The sequence below is a fragment of the Embleya australiensis genome (assembly GCF_051903075.1).
Lineage (GTDB): Bacteria > Actinomycetota > Actinomycetes > Streptomycetales > Streptomycetaceae > Embleya.
Window position 1 is genome coordinate 2,236,254 of record NZ_CP182422.1, and the last position, 19,286, is coordinate 2,255,539.

Consider the following 19,286-nt stretch of genomic DNA (forward strand, 5'->3'; position numbering starts at 1 on the left):
GGAGGGCGGCCTTCGGAGTGTCGGACGGGGTCCGTGACATCGGCTGGGGCCCGTGGGCCGGTGTGTGATCAGGGGGTCGGGACGGACTCGGAGGCGGGGTCGGCGGAGGTCGGGTCGGCGGCGCCGGCGGGCTTGCGCAGGGTGATCGCGGCGATCACCGCGCCGGCGGCGGCGATGGCGGAGGCGCCGAGGAACGCGGCGGAGAAGCCGTCGGTGAGCGCGCCGGGGTTGCCGACCTCCTGGGCGCCGTGCGCGGCGGCGACGGCGGTCATCGCGGCCAGGCCGAGGGCCGATCCGATCTGGTAGCTGGTGTTGACGATGCCGGAGGCGAGGCCGCCCTCCTCGGGACGGGCGCTGGAGATCGCGGTGCCCAGGGACGGGATGAAGGCGAGCGCCATGCCGGCGGCGGCGAGCAGGGAGGCGGGCAGCACGTCGACCCAGTAGTTGCCGTCGGAGCGGACGAACGACAGCCACAACATGCCGCCGGCGAGCGCGATCAGTCCGGTGACCACCAGCGGGTTGGGACCGAAGCGGGCGATCAGGCGCGGTGCGAGCACGATCATCATGAGCATGATGGCCACGGTCATCGGCAGCAGGGCCGAGCCGGAGGCGAAGGCGCCCAGGCCGAGCACCTGCTGGAGGTAGAGGTTGAGGAAGAACCACATCGGGATCCAGGCCGCGGCCATCAGCAGCTGGGCCAGGTTGGCCCCGGCGAGGTTGGGCGTACGCAGGATGCGCAGCGGCATCAGCGGCTCGGCCTTCTTCGCCTGGAGCAGCAGGAACAGGGCGATCAGGCCGATGCCGGCGGCGAGGACCACCAGTGTCTCGGCGGAGCCCCATCCGGTCTCGGGGGCACGCACGACGGCGTAGACGGCGACGCCGAGTCCGGCGGTGGCGAGGATGGCGCCCAGCACGTCGATCGAACCGCGCCGGGCGGGGGCGTCCGGCATCAGCGACGGGGTGGCGACCAGGGCGAGCGCGGCGACGGGGATGTTGATGTAGAAGACCCACGGCCAGCTGGCGTATTCGGTGATCAGGCCGCCCAGGAAGACACCGGCGGTGCCACCGGCGGGCGCGGCGGCGCCGTACAGCGCGAACGCCTTGGTCAGCTCCTTGGGATTGCCGCCGAAGAGCATCATCAGCAGGGTCAGCGCCGAGGGCGCGATGAGCGCGGCACCGACACCCTGGACGGCCCGCCCGGCGAGCTCGACCCACACCTCGCCGGCGAGCCCGGCGGCCAGCGACCCGACACCCAGGATCGCCCAGCCGAGCGAGAACACCCGCTTGGCGCCAAACAGGTCGGACAGCCGCCCACCGAGCAAGAGCAGCCCGCCGAACGCGACCACGTAGGCGTTGAAGACCCAGGACAGGTCCTCCTGCGAGAACCCGAGATCGGTACGCATCTCGGGCAGGGCCACGCCGATGATCGACGTGTCCATGATGACCATGAACTGGGCAAGCGCAATGAGCGCAAGCGCCGTCCAGCGACGCGGATTGGCTTGTGGTTCGGACATCGCGATCACTCCATAGATACGACCGGGGGGTATCCGGCGACCAGGAACATACCCGAGGGGGGTATGTGAAATCCAGAGCTGCGCGAAAAATACCTGAGGGGGGTATGTGATCGGCAAGCGAAAAGCCTCATGACATGCCAAATCACCCGCGCCGGGGTGATGCCCCGGAGGGCACATCAAAGCCCGGCGCGGAGGGGGCGATGGAGACCGGGAGCCAGGGAGCCGGGGTGCCCAGGAACTCGGGAGGCCGCTACTTCGCGAGCGACGCCCGGAGCTGATCGATCGTCAGCCACGGTTCACCGCGGTGCACCATGCGGTGGCAGTTGGCACAGACGAGCACAAGATCGGAGAGCCTGGTCTCGCCCTCCCCGGCCACATGCAGCGGCACCACGTGATGGCACTCGATGTAGCCGGCCCCGTGCGCACCGTACTTCGCTTCGAAGTCGAAGTCGCACACGGTGCAACCCAGGTGGCCCCGTTCGCGCAGGACCTCGGCGATCTTGCGTTCCCGCAGGCCGCGGTCGCGTTCCCGGTAGAGGTGCCGCCGGGCGAGGAGGCGCCCCTCCGGAGCGCTGTACTCCTCGAGTTCTTCGAGCGGCGTCTCGGGAAGCCGGAGCAACTCGCCGGAGCGCAGCCCGGACCCGATGCGCCGCGCGGCCTCGGCCATGGTGCTCGGCGAGGCGAGGAACGCGTGCAGGACCTCGACGTCCGCCCGGCCGCTCCTGCCGCGGGTCGGCTTGCCGATGCCCCGCGCCCGGCGGGTACGGAGGTCCCTGATCTTGCCGGCCACGGCCTCGGGATCGCGGAAGCCGGCTCCCCGCGTCGCTTCGGGATGGAAGGGCAGCTTCTGCAACAGTCGGGAGAGCTCGACCACCCGCTCGTCACCCGGGTCGATGTCCACCCACCCATCGCCCGCCGGCAGCGCGCAGGCCAGCACCAACTCGTCCCAGACCCATGCGGGTCCGGACTCCCGCGTGCGTACGTCGAACCCGAGCCTGCGCAGCCACCCGGCGGCGGCGGACCTGCCCCCGCTGAACTCATCCGCCCGCAACGCCCGCCCCTGGCAGTAGCGATGGGCCACACCCGCGACGGCCTTGGAGTCGTAGTCCCTGCCGCCGTGAACCAGGACGTACTTCCGAGCCGGCCTGAAGCCGTAGCTCGCGAGGAAGTCGTCGTTCCCGAGCCGATCGCACTCCGCAAGGGCCAGCAAGACGGCGTCGCGGGTAAGCTCCCCGATCCTCATCACCCGAGTCTGTCAGCGCCCCACCGCAACCCACCACCGCCACCGCCCGAAAACCCTCGCCACCGCAGGGTGGTCCCGGGAAACGCGTTCCCGGGGCCGCCTCACAGCCGAGCGACGTTGCCCGACACCGATGGGTACGGTCGGCCCTTCGCCTGCGGCTCCGTCTCGACGACGCGGTGCCTCACTTCAGGCGCAGGTCAGCCTGGACCGGCTTGTGGTCGCTCGGGGTGCTGCCGAGGACCTTGGCGTCGGCCGCGGCCATGCCCCGGTACATGATGTGGTCGATCGCGGCCATCGGGAACGACTCGGGCCAGGTGAAGCCCATGCCCGTGCCCGCCGTGTCCTGGGCGTCGCGCAGGTAGCGGGTGACCGGGCGCAGCGCGCGGTCGTCGGTGGTGCCGTTGAGGTCGCCGACCAGGATCACGTGCGGCGCGGTCTCGACCGCGAGCGACGAGGCGAGCCGGTCGATCGTGCGGTTGCGGTCGCCGACGGTGAAGCCGCTCGGGCCGAAACGCACCGACGCCAGGTGTGCGACGTAGAAGGGCACGTCGCCCTTGGGCGTGGTGATCACGGTGCGCAGTGCCCGGGTGAAGCCCATCCCGACGTCGATCGCCTCGGCCTTGCTCATCAAGAAGCGGGCCGTGGTCCACACCGCCACCGTGCCCTCGTGCTGCACGTTCGGGTAGCGGTCCTTGAGCACGGCGTTGTACTGCTTCCACGCGCCCTCGGGCAGTTCCTCGAGCGCGATCACGTCGGCGCCCGAGCCGAGCAGCGAGCGGGCGGTACCGGCCGGGTCGGGGTTGTCGGCGTTGACGTTGTGGCTGACCACCCGCAGGTCGTGCGGGCCGCCGCCGCGGCCGGGCAGGAAGAAGCCGCCGAACATGGTCACCCAGACCAGGACCGGCAACATCGTCGCGGCGACCGCGGTCCACGAGCGGCGGATCGCCGCGCAGACCAGCAACACCGGGACGACCAGACCCGCCCAGGGCAGGAAGGTCTCGATGAAGCTGCCCCAGTTGCCCGGGGTGTTGGGCACGAGTCGGTGGAAGGCCATCGGCAGTGAGGCCAGCACCGCGAACACCGCGATCACCCGGCCGCGCCGCCACGGCGGGGTGCGCCAGACGCGGACCGCGCCGTCCCGGATCGATTCCCACGACCAACGTGACCCGCGCCGCGGACCGCCGTCGCCGGCCGGCTGCGGCTCGGCTCCGGTGTCGGTCGTGGTGGGCCACGTCATGCTGCCTCCTGATGTCCCGGGGTACGGGTCCCGACTGTTCGCGTCAACGTACGAACAAAACGTCGCCTACGTCGAAACGGACGCCGGGAAGCGGCCGATAGGTTCCCTTTGGGCTCAGGAGCGAGCGCGGATTCCGCCGAGCAGCGCGTCCGCGAGTTGGCCCGGCAGCTCCGGATCCAGACTCGCGTTCTCCCGTACGAGCTTGCGTACCAGTATGGGGCCCGTGACGAGGTCCATCAGGACTTCCATCGGAAGGTCGGCACGCAGCTCACCGGAGTCCATCCCGCGCTGGAGCAGATCCCGCAGGATCGCCCGGCGCTTTTCCACCACCACCTCGTGGTAGCGCCGATGCAGCTCCGGATGGTTGCGGATCTCGCCCGCGACCACCCCCATCAGGCCGTCGCCGCGCTTGTCGATGGCCTGCCTGCGCATGTTCTCCAACACGCTGACCAGGTCCTCCCGCAACGAGCGGCCCGCGAGCACGGTCGGGGTCACCTCGGCGGCCTCGATCGCCGCGATGATCAGCGCCTCCTTGCCGGGCCAGCGGCGGTAGATGGTGGCCTTGCCCACCCCCGCCTCCTGGGCCACCGCCTCGACGGACAGGCCGGTGATGCTTTGGTGCTCGGCGAGCAGTCGCAACGTCGCGTGCAGGATCGCCCGTTCGGCCTCCTCGCTGCGGGGCCGGCCCCGGCGCGGCTTGTCCGCCGCGCCGGGGTCTTCGACGTCGATCTCGACGGCGGGGTCGGTGTGCACGGTGGCGTCGGCCGGCGTCGGCTCGACCGCTGATCGGGATGTCGCAGGCTGCATGTCAGACCTTCGCGGAGCGCTGTTCCTCGACGGGCTCCCCGGGTCGGCCCGCTCCCGGGGCAGTCTGCCCGGCATCGCGGCGCGGCATCCACAGGAACACCACGACCGCGCCGATCAGGCCGACCACCGCCGAGCCGATCGAGGCCGCGTGCATCGCGTCGATGAAGCCGTCCTTGGCCGGGTCGACCAGCGCCGCGCCCCGGTCGCCGAGCCTGCCGGCGACCGCGAGGGTGGCCTCGACCGAGTCGCCGGCCGGGCCGCGCGGCACGTTCGGCGGCAGCTTGTCGAGGTCGCCGGAGATCCGGTCCCGGTAGACCGAGGACAACACCGAACCCAGGATCGCCACGCCGAGGGCGCCGCCCACCTGGCGCACGGTGTTGCTGACCGCGGATCCGGCGCCGGCCTTCTCGCGCGGCAGCGAGGACATGATCGAGTTGGTGGCCGGCGGCATCACGTGCGCCATGCCCGCGCCCTGGAAGAAGAAGACCACGCACAGGATCCAGATCGGTGAGGTGCGGTCCATCCAGAGGAAGGACAGGAAGCTCAGGCCGACCAGCAGCATGCCGCCGGTGGTCACCGCGCGCACCCCGAACCGCTTGACCATCACCGAGCTGCGCGCCGAGAACAACAGTTGCGCGACCGCCAGCGGGAGCAGCAGCAGACCGGTCTCCAGCGGGGTGTAGCCGCGCACGCTCTGCAGGTAGAAGGCCATGAAGAAAGTCACGCCCAGGAGCGCGAAGAAGATCAGGCCGATCGCGGCGGCCGCGGCGGAGAACGCCGGGTCGCGGAAGAACCTCACGTCGAGCGCGGGGTGGTCGCTGCGCTTTTCGAACCAGACGAAGAAGGCGAGTACGGCCAGGCCGAGCACGATCGTGCCGATCACCTCGATGCTGCCCCAGCCCGCGTCGCCGCCGCGGATGATGCCGTAGACCAGCGAGACCAGGCCCGCGATGGACAGCACCACCCCGATCGGGTCGAGCCGGCCCGGGCGGGGATCACGCGAGTCCGGCACGAGCACCAGCATCGCGACGATGCCGACGATCACGATCGGGACGTTGATCAGGAACACCGAGCCCCACCAGAAGTGGTCCAGCAGCGCGCCGCCGGTGATCGGGCCGATCGCGATCGCGAGACCCACCGCGCCGGACCAGATGCCGATCGCCTTGGGCCGCTCCTGCGGCTCGAAGACGTTGCTGATGATGGAGAGCGTGGCCGGCATCACGAACGCGCCGCCGAATCCCATCACCGCGCGCGCCGCGATCAGTTGCCCCGGGCTCTGCGAGTAGGCGGACAGCAGCGAGGCGAGACCGAAGATCACCATGCCGAACAACAGCGTGCGTTTGCGACCGAAGCGGTCGCCCAGGATGCCGGCGGTGAACAGCAGGCCGGCGAAGACCAGCGTGTAGGAGTTGATCGCCCACTGGAGTTCGCTCTGGGTGGCACCCAGACCCTTGTCCGGGTCGGCGATGGTCTTGATCGCGACGTTGAGGATGGAGTTGTCGAGGACGACGACCAGCAGGCTGATCACCAGGACGCCGAGGATGGCCCAGCGCCGGCGGTGTATGTGCTCGTCGACGGTGCGTATCGGGGGAACGTTCGCTGCGGTCACGGGTGAGGCTCGATTCGTACGACACGTGGACACTGCTCGATTCCCCTTCAGGCTAGCGAGCCTTTACGAAACGAGACGGTCTCGTATTGCAAAGCCTCGGCAAACGTCGCGGCCCGCCATCGGTCCAGCGTCGGTCCGCGACCGGCCCACGACCGCCCTCCGACCGGCTCCCGACCCGCCTCCGGCCACCCGGAAACCCCCGCCCGACGCCTCTGTTGTGCTGTTCGGAGGCATGTCACCATGGCCTTGTCCGGGGACGCCGTCCGAGCGCCTCGAGTCGGGAGAACACCATGTCCAGCAACAAGTCCGCGCAGCCGATATCCGCTTCGGCCGAGGGTCCGGGACTGACCCTGTACGGCGGCGACGGAACCGGGCGCCGGGTCACCGTGCGCGACCTGGCCCGGGCCAAGCGGGCCGGCGAGCGGTGGCCGATGCTCACCGCGTACGACGCGATGGTCGCCTCGGTCTTCGACGACGCGGGCATCCCCGTACTTCTGGTCGGCGACTCGGCCGGCAACAACCACCTCGGCTACGAGAACACCGTGCCGGTCACGATGGACCAGCTCGTGATGCTCACCGGCTCGGTCGTGCGCGGCACCAAGCGCGCGCTGATCGTGGCCGACCTGCCGTTCGGCTCGTACCAGGAATCCCCCGAGCAGGCGCTGCGCAACGGCGTGCGCTTCCTCAAGGAGGCCGGCGCCGGCGCGGTCAAGCTGGAGGGCGGGCGGCGCTCGGTGCCCCAGGTCGAGGCCCTGGTCGCCGCGGGTGTCCCGGTGATGGCCCACCTCGGGCTCACCCCGCAGTCGGTGCACGCCTTCGGCGGCTACCGGGTACAGGGGCGGGACGCGGAGAGCGCCGAGCAGTTGATCGCCGACGCCAAGGCGATGCAGGCCGCGGGCGCGTTCGCGGTGGTCCTGGAGTGTGTGCCGGAGGAGTTGGCCGCCCGGGTCACCGACCTCCTCGACATCCCCACCGTCGGCATCGGCGCGGGCGCGGGCACCGACGCACAGGTACTGGTGTGGACCGACATGGCCGGCATGACCACCGGCCACACCCCCAAGTTCGTCAAGCAGTACGTCGACCTGCGCAGCGCGCTCGGCGACGCCGCCAAGGCGTTCGCGGGCGACGTGGTCGGGGGTGCCTACCCGGCACCGGAACACGCGTTCCACTGAGTGTCCCGGCAGGGCCGTACGATGCGAACTCCCGGTCGTACGGCCCTTCCGCCTGTCTGGAGCAGTTCGTGACGCACCCCTACGGAGATTACGGCCGTCCCGCGGCCGGCTCGCTGCGCCATGTGCGGCCGAGCCCGGTCTTCCTCGCCATCGTCGCGGTCTGCGTCGCCTCGGGCTGGTACGCGTGGCACGACGACGGCACCTCCGAGCCCGCCACCCGCACCAGCGTGTTCCTGCTGGTCATGTCGGGTTGGCTGGTCTCGTTGTGCCTGCACGAGTTCGCGCACGCCTTCGCCGCGCTGCGCTCGGGCGACCACAGCGTGGTGGGCAAGGGCTATCTGACCCTGGACCCGCTCAAGTACAGCGACCCGCTGCTGTCCTTCATCCTGCCGACCGTCTTCGTGCTGCTCGGCGGGATCCCGCTCAGCGGCGGCGCGGTCTATCTGGACCGCGGCGCGATCCGCGGCCGGGCCCGCAACAGTCTGGTGTCGGCGGTCGGACCGCTGACCAACGCCGTGCTGGCCGGCGTACTCGCGCTGCTGCTGTCGTCCGGCGTGGTGGACGGGGCGAGCGCGACCTTCGTGGCCGCGTTCTCGTTCCTGATCCAGCTCCAGGTGATCGCGGCGGTGCTGAACCTGCTGCCGGTGCCGGGTCTGGACGGATACGGCGTGCTGGAGCCGTGGTTGCCGTTCGAGTTCCGCCGGGCCATCGCGCCGTACGCGCCCTACGCGATCCTGTTCCTGTTCGCGCTGCTGTGGTCGCCGTCGGTCAACCACTACTTCTACGACGTGGTCGACCACATCACCGACGCGCTGGACGTGTCGCCGTACCTGGCCGGCGACGGCTACCGGCTGTTCCGCTTCTGGTCCTGAGCGTCCGCGTCCCCCGCCGAGTCCCCGCTCCGCCTCCACAGCCGGCTCAGCCGACCCGGCCGCCTCGGCGGCCGGGTCTCGTCGGGCGTCAGGTGATGTTCGGGCACCTCGTAGCGGTGCAGGTAGCTCCCGACGAACGCCTGCGCGGTGGCCGTCACCGGGATCGCGATCAGCGCGCCCACCGCGCCGAGCAGCGCGGCGCCCGCGATCACCGAGCCGAACGCCACCGCCGGGTGGATCTCCACCGTGCGCGCCGTGATCCTCGGGAGCAGCAGGTAGTTCTCGAACTGCTGGTAGGCGGTCGCGAACAGCACCACCCACACGGCGGCCACCGGACTCACCGTCAGCGCGATCAGCGCGGGCAGCACGATCGCGATGTAGGTGCCCACGGTCGGCACGAACTGCGAGATCAGCCCGACCCACAACGCCAGCGGGATCGCGTACGGCAGGTCGAGGACCAGGAACGCGACGTAGTGCGCGAACGCCGAGATCAGCGCGAGCGCGGCGCGCGAGTAGAGGTATCCGCCGGTCTTGTCGATCGCGATCTCCCACCCGCGCAACACCTCGGCCTGACGGCCGGGCGGCAGCAGCGAGCACACCGCGCGTCGCATCCGCGGGCCCTCGGCGGTGAAGTAGAAGGTGAACAGCGCGATGGTGAAGAGCTGGAACAGCGCGCCGACGATCCGGGCGGACCAGCCGAGCGCGTGGTTCGCCACCTCCTCGGCGTAGCCCTGCACGGTGCCGGTGTCCTTGAAGATCTTCCCCTGGATCTTCTCCACGGTCAGATCGGTGCCGAAGGTGCGGTTCGCCCACGCGACCAGGTCCTGCAGGTAGCGCGGCAGGTGGTTCGCGAAGGCGACCACCTGGTCCACCAGGAGCGAGCCGACCACCGCCAGAAATCCCGCGCAGGCCAGGAAGACCGTCACGAACGCGATCCCCGTGGCCACGCCGCGCCGCATTCCGCGGCGGGCGAGCCGGTCCACGGCGGGCTCGAACGCGAGCGCGAGGAAGAAGGCCACCAGCAGGTCGGTCAGCAGCGTGCGCAACTGACTCAGGGTCCAGCCGAGCAGCCGGAAGCCGGCGATCATCACGAGGACCAGGAACACCGCCCGCGGCAACCAGGACGGCATGTGGTCGCGCGCCGCGACCCGGGTGGTCCGGCTGTCGGGTGTGGTCACGTGGGCTCCCTGTCCGGTCGCGCGGCATGTGCGGTGCCATGCGTCGTATGACAGAAAGAGACTAGAGCGTCACGTTGGGTCGCTTTGTGCAGATTCGCCCGCACGGACCGGCGGGACCCCGCCGGGTCCCGGTCCGGACGCCGGGCTCAGGCGCGTTTGGCGGTCGGCAGGTCCATCGACACGCACACGCCCCGCCAGACGTCCTTGGCGTCGATGCCCGCGGCCAGCGCCTCGTGCACGGTACGCCCGCCCAGTTCGGACATCACGTGGTCGCGGGCGAAGGACTCGAAGTACGAGTCGCCGAAGTGCGCGCGCATGCGTCGCCAGAAGTCGGTGAGTCCCATACGACCAGTATCCCGGTGCGGGCCGCCCGGCCCGCCGCCCACACCGCCGCCCGCCTGTCGGCCGACGCGAATGTCGGAGCCACCGGGCACCATGGGGAGTTATGCCACACGACGATTCCGCTTCCGTCCTGGCCGGCTTCTCCCCCGCCACCCGGGCGTGGTTCACCGGCGCCTTCCACGCGCCGACCCGGGCCCAGGAGGGTGCCTGGCGGGCGATCGCCGAGGGCAAGGACGCGCTGGTCGTCGCCCCGACCGGTTCCGGCAAGACGCTCGCCGCCTTCCTGTCCGCGCTCGACCGGCTCGCCGCCGAGCCGGTGCCGGAGGATCCCCGGCGACGCTGCCGGGTGTTGTACATCTCGCCGCTCAAGGCGCTCGCGGTCGACGTCGAGCGCAACCTGCGCAGCCCGCTCACCGGCATCCGGCAGGCGTCGGTGCGGCTGGGCCTGCCCGAGCCCGAGGTGACCGTGGGGGTGCGCTCCGGCGACACCCCCGCGGCCGATCGGCGCCGGTTCGCGACCAGGCCGCCGGACATCCTGATCACCACGCCCGAGTCGCTGTTCCTGCTGCTGACCTCGCAGGCCCGCGAGGCGCTGCGCGGGGTGGACACGGTGATCGTGGACGAGGTGCACGCGGTCGCCGGCACCAAGCGCGGCGCGCACCTGGCGCTGAGCCTGGAGCGGCTGGACGAACTCCTGGAGCGGCCCGCCCGCCGGATCGGCCTGTCGGCGACCGTGCGCCCGGTCGACGAGGTGGCCCGGTGGATGCGCGCCACGGGCGAGGTGCACGTGGTCCAGCCGCCGTCGGCCAAGACGTTCGAGCTGTCCGTGGTGGTCCCGGTCGAGGACATGGGCGAGCTGGGCGGCGGCACCGGCGACTTCGACGAGGCCGGCAACGAGCGCAAGACCTCGGTGTGGCCGCACGTCGAGGAGCGCATCGTCGACCTGATCCAGGCGCACCGCTCGACCATCGTGTTCGCCAACTCGCGCCGCCTGGCCGAGCGGCTGTGCGGCCGGCTGAACGAGATCGCCTACGAGCGGGCGACCGGCGAGGAGTTGCCGCAGGACGCCTCGCCCGCCGAGCTGATGGCCCAGGCCGGCAGCAGCAAGGGGGCGCCGCCGCTGCTCGCGCGGGCCCACCACGGCTCGGTGTCCAAGGAGCAGCGGGCCCAGGTGGAGGAGGACCTGAAGGCGGGCCGGCTGCCCGCGGTGGTGGCCACCTCCAGCCTGGAGCTGGGCATCGACATGGGCGCGGTGGACCTGGTCGTCCAGGTCGAGTCGCCGCCCTCGGTGGCCTCCGGCCTGCAGCGGGTTGGCCGGGCCGGGCACCAGGTGGGCGCGGTCTCCCGGGGTGTGGTCTTCCCGAAGTTCCGCGGCGACCTGGTACAGACCGCGGTGGTCACCGAGCGGATGCGCGAGGGGGCGATCGAGTCGGTGCGCGGGCCGCGCAATCCGCTGGACGTGCTCGCCCAGCAGATCGTCTCGATGGTCTCGGTCGAGGACCGCGACGTGGACGCGCTGCTCGCGCTGATCCGGCGGGCGGCGCCGTTCACCGCGCTGCCCGCGTCGGCCTTCGAGGCGACCCTGGACATGCTCGCGGGCCGCTACCCCTCCGACGCGTTCGCCGAGTTGCGCCCGCGCATCGTGTGGGACCGGGTGGCCGGCGTGTTGTCCCCCCGTCCGGGCGCGCAGCGGCTCGCGGTCACCTCCGGCGGCACCATCCCCGACCGCGGCCTGTTCGGGGTGTTCCTGGTCGCGGGCGAGGCGAAGTCGCGCGTGGGCGAGTTGGACGAGGAGATGGTCTACGAGTCGCGCGTGGGCGACGTGTTCACGCTCGGCACCTCCTCCTGGCGGATCGAGGACATCACCCACGACAAGGTGCTGGTCTCGCCCGCCCCCGGGGTGCCCGGCAAGCTGCCGTTCTGGCACGGCGACGCGCTCGGCCGGCCGGTGGAACTGGGCCGCGCGCTGGGCGCGTTCGTCCGCGAGGTGGGCGCGCTGCCGGCGGATCGGGCGCGTGAGCGGGTGGCCGCCGCGGGCCTGGACCCGTGGGCGGTGGACAACCTCCTCGGCTACCTGGGCGAGCAGCGCGAGGCGTGCGGCCACGTCCCCGACGACCGGACCATCGTGGTCGAGCGTTTCCGCGACGAGTTGGGCGACTGGCGGGTGGTGGTGCACTCGCCGTTCGGCGCGCAGGTGCACGCGCCGTGGGCGCTGGCCATCGCGGCGCGGCTGCGCGAGCGCACCGGCCTGGACGTACAGACGATGCACGGCGACGACGGGATCGTGCTGCGGCTGCCCGACACCGGCGACCCGTTCGGCGACGCCCCCGAGGATCTCGCGGCCGGTGCGCTGCCGCCGGACTTCGCGGTGTTCGAGGAGGCCGAGGTCGAGCCGCTGGTGACCGCCGAGGTGGGCGGCTCGGCGCTGTTCGCGTCGCGCTTTCGCGAGTGCGCGGCCCGGGCACTGCTGCTGCCGCGCCGGATGCCGGGTCGGCGCACCCCGCTGTGGCAGCAGCGCCAGCGTTCGGCCCAACTGCTCGCGGTGGCGAGCGAATACGGCTCGTTCCCGATCGTCCTGGAGACGATGCGCGAGTGCCTGCAGGACGTGTTCGACGTACCGGGCCTGACCGGGCTGATGCGCGACATCGCCACGCGCGCGGTGCGCATCGTCGAGGTGACCACGACCGAGCCGTCGCCGTTCGCCCGCTCGCTGCTGTTCGGCTACGTCGCGCAGTTCATGTACGAGGGCGACTCGCCGCTGGCCGAGCGGCGGGCGGCGGCGCTGGCGCTGGACTCGCGACTCCTTGCCGAGTTGCTGGGGCAGGCCGAGCTGCGCGAGTTGCTGGACCCGGAGGTGTTGGCGCGCACCGAGAGCGAGTTGCAGCGGCTGGCCGAGGATCGCCGGGTGCGGGACGCGGAGGGGGCGGCGGATCTGCTGCGGTTGCTCGGGCCGCTGACCACCGCCGAGGTGGCGGCGCGCGCCGAGCCGGGCTTCGAGCAGGAGTGGCTGACCGGTCTGGAGCGGGCCCGCCGGGTGATCCGGGTGCGGATCGCGGGCGAGGAGCGCTGGGCCGGCATCGAGGACGCCGGCCGGTTGCGCGACGCGCTGGGCACGCCGCTGCCGGTCGGGGTCCCCGAGGCGTTCACCGAGCCGGTCAAGGACCCGCTGGGCGACCTGCTGGCCCGGCACGCGCGGACACACGGGCCGTTTCGCGCGGGCGAGGCCGCGGCCCGGTTCGGTCTGGGCGTGGCGGTGACCACCGGCACGCTGGAGCGGCTGGCCGCGAACGGGCAGGTGGTCTCCGGCGAGTTCCGCCCGGGCGGGTCCGGCCTGGAGTGGTGCGGCGCCGAGGTGTTGCGGATGCTCCGCCGTCGTTCGCTGGCCGCACTGCGGCACGAGGTGGAACCGGTGCCGCCGGTCGCCCTCGCCCGCTTCCTCACCGCGTGGCAGGGTGTGGGGGCGAGCGGGGTGCGCGGCCTGGACGGACTGGTCCGGGTGATCGAGCAGTTGCAGGGCGCGAGCGTGCCCGCGTCCGCGCTGGAGAAGCTGGTGCTGCCCTCGCGCGTGGTCGGCTACACGCCCGCGATGCTGGACGAGTTGTGCGCGGCGGGCGAGGTGATGTGGGCCGGGCACGGCGCGCTGCCCGGCAAGGACGGGTGGCTCTCGCTCTACCTCGCCGACGCGGCGCCCTACCTGCTGCCACCCCCGGTGCCGCTGGACACGGGCGATCTGCACCGGGCGATCCTGACCGCGCTCGACGGCGGGTACGCGCTGTTCTTCCGGCAGTTGACGGAGCGGCTGGTCCCGGAGACGCCGGCGTCGGAGGCGGCGATCGCCGAGGCGCTGTGGGACCTGGTGTGGGCCGGGCGGGTCACCGGGGACACGCTCACCCCGCTGCGGGCGCTGCTCGGGTCGGGGCGCACCTCCGGCTCGACCGCGCACCGGGCCCGGCGGGCGACCCCGCGCGGGCGGTACGCGGGCCTGAGCCGGGGCCGCCCTGTGGCGAGCGCGCGCACCGGGCCGCCGACCGTGGCCGGGCGCTGGTCGCTGGCCCCCGTACCCGAGCCGGACCCGACCCGGCGCGCCCACGCGCTGGCCGAGACGCTGCTCGACCGGCACGGCGTGGTCACCCGCGGCGCGGTGGTCGCCGAGGGCAGCCCCGGCGGTTTCGCGGCGGCGTACAAGGTGCTGAGCGTGTTCGAGGAGGGCGGCCGGGTCCGCCGCGGCTACTTCGTGGAGGGCCTGGGCGCGGCCCAGTTCGCCGCCGACGGCGCGGTGGACCGGCTGCGCGCGGTGCACAACGCGAGCGAGCGCCGCGAGCCGCACGAGCGGCCCGACGCGGTGGTGCTGGCCGCCGCCGACCCGGCCAACCCGTACGGCGCCGCGCTGCCCTGGCCGGACCGACCGGGCGAGGCCGGCGGCGGCCACCGGCCCGGGCGCAAGGCCGGCGCGCTGGTGATCCTGCTCGACGGCGAGCCGATCCTGTACGTCGAACGCGGCGGTCGCACCCTGCTGTCGTGGACCGACGACCCGGATCGGGTGGGTCCGGCGGCCGAGGCGCTGGCCGACGCGGTGCGCGCGGGCGCGCTGGGCAAGCTGACCGTGGAGAAGGCCGACGGCGCCGAGGTGCTGACCTCCTCGCTGGGCAAGGCGCTGGAGGCGGCCGGGTTCCATGCCACCCCGAAGGGACTCCGCCTCCGAGGGTGACATCGTTTCGTTACACGAGCGCCCGGTCCGCGAAACACCCCGGTCATGTACGTCCCGCAGGATCGTGGTCACGGACGGCGACCCGGGAGCGATCCCGGTGGACCGGCCGGCACCATCCCGCCCGTGGCGACCCTGCACGCGTCACGGTCGGGTGCACTCGGATCCGGCGTCGCGGACGTGTTCCTGGCCGCGCGTTCGCGACGTCGGTCCGTGCAGCGCGAAGCAGCGCGCGGCAGCGCGTGTCCCGTGGCGTCACCGACCCCCGGGGGCGGCCGCACCGACGGGTCCGGGGGGACTCGGGGGCCGGCCCCGGGCCGGGGCGCACGACCGGCGGCGCGGCCGGGACAATGGCGGTATGCCCGAAGGCGACACCGTGTACCAGGCGGCGCGGCGACTGCGCGCGGCGCTCGTGGACCGCGAGCTGACCGTGACCGACTTCCGCGTGCCCGCAGCGGCGACGGTGGATCTGACCGGCCGCTCGGTGCTCGAAGTGGTCCCGCGCGGCAAACACCTGCTGACCCGCATCGAGGGCGGCGTCACGCTGCACACCCACCTGCGCATGGACGGCACCTGGCACATCCAGGACACCGGCGCGCACCCGCTGCCCCGCCCCTGGCACGCGATCCGACTGGTGCTGGCCAATACCGCGCACACCGTGGTCGGGATGCGGATGCCGGTGGTGGAGCTGCTGCGCGGCGCCGACGAGTCGACCGTGGTCGGGCATCTGGGCCCTGACCTGCTCGGCCCGGACTGGGACGCGCCCGAGGCGGCCCGGCGGCTGGCCACCCGCCCGCGCCGGCCGATCGGCGAGGCGCTGCTCGATCAGCGCAATCTGGCCGGGATCGGCAACGTGTACCGCGTCGAGTTGTGCTTCCTGCGCGGCGTCGCACCGTGGACCCCGGTCGCCGAGGCGGGTGACCCGCTCGCCTGGGCGGTACTGGCCCAACGCCTGCTCGCGGCCAATCGGGACCGGGTCGGGCACATCACCACCGGCGATACCCGGCCGGGCCGGCGCCACTGGGTCTACGGGCGCGCCGGTCGCCCGTGCGCGCGCTGCGGCAGCGGAATCCGGCGGGCCGATCTGGGCGATCCGCCGAGGGTGACCTTCTGGTGTCCACGCTGCCAGCCGTCACCCGATGGAGGTACACACGGTGACCGACGTCCGGGTGGTTCGTCGTACCGGGCATGACCCCTCCCCGGATCCTGCCCGTCCTGGTGCTGCCCGTGCTGTTCCTGGTTTCGGCCGGCTGCACCTCGGTGTCCGCGCCGACCCCCGTACCGCGCCCGCAGACCCCGCCCGCGGCCGCCGCGCCGCACGGGCCGACCGGCCCCTCCCCCATCGACCCGATCGCCGGCGAGCCCGCGCCGGCGATCACCGCCCTGGCGGGCGGCTCGGCCGAGCCGCCCCCGACCGAACACCCGACGCCGCCGGCGGGCGATCCCACCGAGGACGCCGCACCGCCGGCCGCCCGCCCGCGCCCCCGGGCGCAGACCGGCCCGGCCCACCCGCCCCGGTCGGCGCACACCGGCGACGGCCGGACCGGACGGCCGGCGCATATGCCCGCCGACCCCTGCGACGCCCTCGCGGCGGCCGGCGTGTTCCCCGCCGGCGGCGAGACGCACCGCTGGTGCCGCCGCCAGGAGGGCCTGCGGTGACGCCGATCTCCCCGGCCCACACCTTTATTGACTGTTCGTCAGATGGCTCGTACGGTCGGCGCGCCATACTCGACCAGTGCCGGGAGGTCACCCGTGTTCCGTGAAGCCCTCGATCTGACCGGCCGGGTCGCCGTCGTCACCGGCGCGGCGTCGGGCATCGGCCGCTCCAGCGCCGAGGTGCTGGCCGAACTGGGCGCGACCGTGGTCTGCGCGGACATCCACGAGGCCGGGGCGCAGCAGACCGCCGAGGCGATCGTGGCCGCCGGCGGCGCCGCGACCGCCGCCGTCGTGGACACCTCGCGGGCCGCACAGGTGGACGCGCTGATCGACGACACTGTCGCCGCGCACGGCCGGCTCGACGTACTCGCCAACATCGCCGGGGTGATGCACCTGAGCACGGTGATCGAGACCGAGGAGGCCGACCTCGACCGGGTCCTGGCGATCAACTTCAAGGGCGTCTTCTTCGGCTGCCGCGCCGCCGCGCGGGTGATGTCGGAGCAGGGCTTCGGCAGCATCGTCAACATGGCCTCCGGCGCGGTGGACACCGCCACGTCCGGGCTGCTGTGCTACGGCGCGGCCAAGGCCGCGGTGGTGCAGTTGACCAAGACGCTGGCCACCGAGGTCGGCCCGAGCGGCGTGCGGGTCAACGCGGTCGCGCCGGGCTGGATCGTCACCGGGATGACGGGCCGGCACTGGACCGACGCGGACGGCAACGAGGACGAGGAACGCAAGGCCGCCGTCGCCGCGCCGATGGCCCGGATGGCCCCGCTGCGCACCGTCGGCGAGCCCACCGACATCTCCTACGCGGTGGCCTACCTCGCCTCGGACGCCGCCAAGTTCGTCACCGGCCAGATCCTGCGCCCCAACGGCGGCGTCGCGATGCCCTGGTAGGCCGCCCGCAATCGGTCCCGCCCATGCCGAGGCCCCGTCTCCCGGTTTCGGGGACGGGGCCTCGGTGTCGTGTTCGGGTCGATCGGGCCCGGTGTCCGGTGCGCGACACCCGGCGGGTGCCCGGCGCGCGGCCGCGGCTCAGGCCGCCACCACCACGCTCACCGCGTTGTCGCCGGCGATCGGGGCGGCGCCCGACGTCCGGTCGTTGTTCTGACGCTCGGTGGCGCGCTCGTTCGGCGTGAAGCCGGCACCCACCGGCTCCAGGACCGGGCGCATCGCCTCGTCCGAGGCCAGCTCGGCGAGGGCCAGCTCGTCGCTGACCTCCCGCATGAGCACGGACATGCGCACGTCCAGCGCGTCGCAGATCGCGGCGAGCAGTTCGGACGAGGCTTCCTTCTGGCCGCGCTCGACCTCGGACAGGTAGCCAAGGGATACCCGGGCTGAGGACGAAACCTCGCGCAGGGTGCGACCCTGACGCTGGCGCTGGCGCCGCAGCACGTCACCCAGCAGGCGACGGAGCAGGATCATCGGTCGCTCCCTCCTAGGGCGGCTCGGGGGGTCACAGCCCCACCGTACCTGCCCGACCGTGCGGGTGTGCCCGCCTTGCCGTCCTGTTCACTCAGGGCGTGGAACCTTGACGGCGGGGGTCCCCAGGGTCCATAGGCGTTCCGGTTCACTCCCACCTCGATTCGCTGCACGTCCTCGGCCGGCCTTTCGTGTCTCCCCCGGACGCCCGGACGCCATGGTCTCGTCGGCCGATCGGCACGCCCGGTCACCCCGTACACGCCGGGTCCTGCTCGGTCGGCAGGCCGGCCACCACACACCGGAGCAGGTCGAGTGCACGGACCGTGGTCATCTCGCGGATCCTGCCCCGACTGCCCGAGAACAGCAGGGAGAGCACGATTGTTCCCTCGGGGCCGGCCACCGCGATGTATACGGTGCCCACGGGCTTTCCGTCCTGGGGGTCCGGACCGGCGACCCCCGTCGTGGCCACCCCGTACGTACCCGACATGACGTCGCGCACACCCTCGGCCATGCGCGCGGCCACATCCGGGTGAACCGCGCCCTCCGCGGCGAGCAGATCGGCGTCCACGCCGAGCACCGAGCCCTTGAGGTCGGTGGCGTACGCGGTGACCGAGCCGCGCACGCTCGCGGACGCGCCGGGCACCGAGGTCAACTCGGCGGCGATCAGGCCACCGGTGAGCGATTCGGCCACCGCGACGGTGGCGTCGCGCCCGCGCAGCAGGTCGAGCACCACGCCGGCGAGGGTGTCGCCGGCCTCGCCGTAGACACACCCACCGAGCAGTTCGCGCGCTCGCGCGGCGGCGGCGTCCACCTCGGCGGCGCCGCCGGGGGTGGCGGAGGTGAGCTTGACCCGGGTCTGTCCGGCGGTGGCCAGGTAGGCGACCTCGACCGCGCCGTCCCGGGCGAGTTCCTTCTCCAGCGGTTCGAGCATCGCGGCGATCACCCCCTCGCCGATCGAGGCGGTGAGCAGTTGGCGCTGCGCGCGGGTCGGCGGCTCGCCCGCGCGGCGCAGCAGGTCGGGCAGGACCTGCTCCTCGGTCATCGCGATCATCTCGTGCGGCGGGCCGGGGATCGCGTAGACCGCCACGTCGCCGATCACCACCGCGATGCCGGGCGCGCTGCCGTTCGCGTTGGGCAGGCTGCGCCCGCCCTCGGGGACGTCGGCCTGCTGGAGGCCGAGCGCGGTGAGGGTGCGGTTCAGGCCTCGGTAGCGCCGACGCAGCCAGTCCTCGATCGCCGGGTCGCGGCGCAACGGCACACCGGCGACGGCGGCGATCGCCTCGCGGGTGCGGTCGTCGGAGGTGGGGCCGAGGCCGCCGGAGACGATCACCGCGTCGGCGCGCCGGACGGCCTGGGTGAGGACGTCGATCATCGCGTCGAGGCCGTCGCCGACCGTGGACACCCCGCTCACCCGCAGACCGGCGGCGGTGAGTCGGCGGCCGAGCGTGCCGGCGTTCGTGTTCTCCACGTCGCCGACCAGCAACTCGTCCCCCACCGCGACGAGTTCGATCTTCAATTCGCGCATGGTTCCG

Annotated in this window: 15 protein-coding genes; 6 read left to right on the forward strand and 9 right to left on the reverse strand. The window is 72.8% G+C overall.

Translation table 11 applies throughout. The annotated features are described in order from the left end of the window. Positions 1–68: 68 nt before the first annotated feature. The 5 genes from ACMXN5_RS09335 to ACMXN5_RS09355 all read right to left on the reverse strand — a co-directional run bounded on the left by ACMXN5_RS09335 (position 69) and on the right by ACMXN5_RS09355 (position 6,410). Entirely contained in the window at positions 69–1,514 is a 1,446-nt protein-coding gene (locus ACMXN5_RS09335) for an MFS transporter (RefSeq protein WP_439674835.1), read from the reverse strand. A gap of 250 nt (positions 1,515–1,764) precedes the next feature. Beyond that, positions 1,765–2,757 (reverse strand): HNH endonuclease, encoded by a 993-nt coding sequence (locus tag ACMXN5_RS09340; protein WP_439674836.1) that lies wholly within the window; start codon positions 2,755–2,757, stop codon positions 1,765–1,767. Between the two features lie 181 nt (positions 2,758–2,938). After that, a complete protein-coding gene (locus ACMXN5_RS09345; protein WP_439674837.1) occupies positions 2,939–3,994 on the reverse strand; it encodes an endonuclease/exonuclease/phosphatase family protein in 1,056 nt (351 codons plus the stop codon). Positions 3,995–4,108: 114 nt separating this feature from the next. After that, a complete protein-coding gene (locus ACMXN5_RS09350; RefSeq protein ID WP_395789200.1) occupies positions 4,109–4,801 on the reverse strand; it encodes a TetR/AcrR family transcriptional regulator in 693 nt (230 codons plus the stop codon). 1 nt (position 4,802) lies between these two features. After that, entirely contained in the window at positions 4,803–6,410 is a 1,608-nt protein-coding gene (locus tag ACMXN5_RS09355) for an MFS transporter (RefSeq protein WP_395789202.1), read from the reverse strand. Between the two features lie 290 nt (positions 6,411–6,700). Between ACMXN5_RS09355 and panB the strand changes: the two genes are divergently transcribed. Together panB and ACMXN5_RS09365 are read left to right on the forward strand one after the other, a co-directional pair. Further along, a complete protein-coding gene (gene panB, locus ACMXN5_RS09360) occupies positions 6,701–7,582 on the forward strand; it encodes a 3-methyl-2-oxobutanoate hydroxymethyltransferase (RefSeq protein WP_380003132.1) in 882 nt (293 codons plus the stop codon). Positions 7,583–7,650: 68 nt separating this feature from the next. Further along, the gene (locus tag ACMXN5_RS09365; RefSeq protein ID WP_395789206.1) at positions 7,651–8,454 is read left to right on the forward strand and encodes a site-2 protease family protein; all 804 of its coding nucleotides are present in this window, start codon (positions 7,651–7,653) and stop codon (positions 8,452–8,454) included. Here the strand turns inward: ACMXN5_RS09365 and ACMXN5_RS09370 are convergent. Next, a complete protein-coding gene (locus tag ACMXN5_RS09370; RefSeq protein ID WP_439674838.1) occupies positions 8,427–9,632 on the reverse strand; it encodes an AI-2E family transporter in 1,206 nt (401 codons plus the stop codon). The genes ACMXN5_RS09365 and ACMXN5_RS09370 overlap by 28 nt on opposite strands. Before the next feature lie 146 nt (positions 9,633–9,778). Then, positions 9,779–9,976 (reverse strand): DUF3046 domain-containing protein, encoded by a 198-nt coding sequence (locus tag ACMXN5_RS09375; RefSeq protein WP_439674839.1) that lies wholly within the window; start codon positions 9,974–9,976, stop codon positions 9,779–9,781. Positions 9,977–10,077: 101 nt separating this feature from the next. On the opposite strand from ACMXN5_RS09375, the gene ACMXN5_RS09380 reads away from it, so the two are divergent. The 4 genes from ACMXN5_RS09380 to ACMXN5_RS09395 all read left to right on the forward strand — a co-directional run bounded on the left by ACMXN5_RS09380 (position 10,078) and on the right by ACMXN5_RS09395 (position 17,229). Further along, positions 10,078–14,682 (forward strand): ATP-dependent helicase, encoded by a 4,605-nt coding sequence (locus ACMXN5_RS09380; protein WP_439674840.1) that lies wholly within the window; start codon positions 10,078–10,080, stop codon positions 14,680–14,682. Positions 14,683–15,037: 355 nt separating this feature from the next. Further along, positions 15,038–15,871, forward strand: coding sequence for a DNA-formamidopyrimidine glycosylase family protein (locus ACMXN5_RS09385; RefSeq protein ID WP_439674841.1), 834 nt, complete (start codon positions 15,038–15,040; stop codon positions 15,869–15,871). Continuing rightward, positions 15,868–16,338, forward strand: a complete 471-nt coding sequence (locus tag ACMXN5_RS09390; protein WP_439674842.1) for a hypothetical protein — start codon at positions 15,868–15,870, stop codon at positions 16,336–16,338. Before ACMXN5_RS09385 ends, ACMXN5_RS09390 begins: the two co-directional genes overlap by 4 nt. Positions 16,339–16,431: 93 nt before the next feature. After that, on the forward strand, positions 16,432–17,229 hold the full coding sequence (locus ACMXN5_RS09395) for an SDR family NAD(P)-dependent oxidoreductase (RefSeq protein ID WP_439674843.1): 798 nt from the start codon (positions 16,432–16,434) through the stop codon (positions 17,227–17,229). Between the two features lie 138 nt (positions 17,230–17,367). Here ACMXN5_RS09395 and ACMXN5_RS09400 read toward each other — a convergent pair whose 3' ends face one another. Continuing rightward, positions 17,368–17,757 (reverse strand): helix-turn-helix domain-containing protein, encoded by a 390-nt coding sequence (locus ACMXN5_RS09400; protein ID WP_439674844.1) that lies wholly within the window; start codon positions 17,755–17,757, stop codon positions 17,368–17,370. Positions 17,758–18,001: 244 nt separating this feature from the next. Next, positions 18,002–19,279, reverse strand: coding sequence for a CinA family nicotinamide mononucleotide deamidase-related protein (locus tag ACMXN5_RS09405; protein ID WP_439674845.1), 1,278 nt, complete (start codon positions 19,277–19,279; stop codon positions 18,002–18,004). Positions 19,280–19,286: the final 7 nt, after the last annotated feature.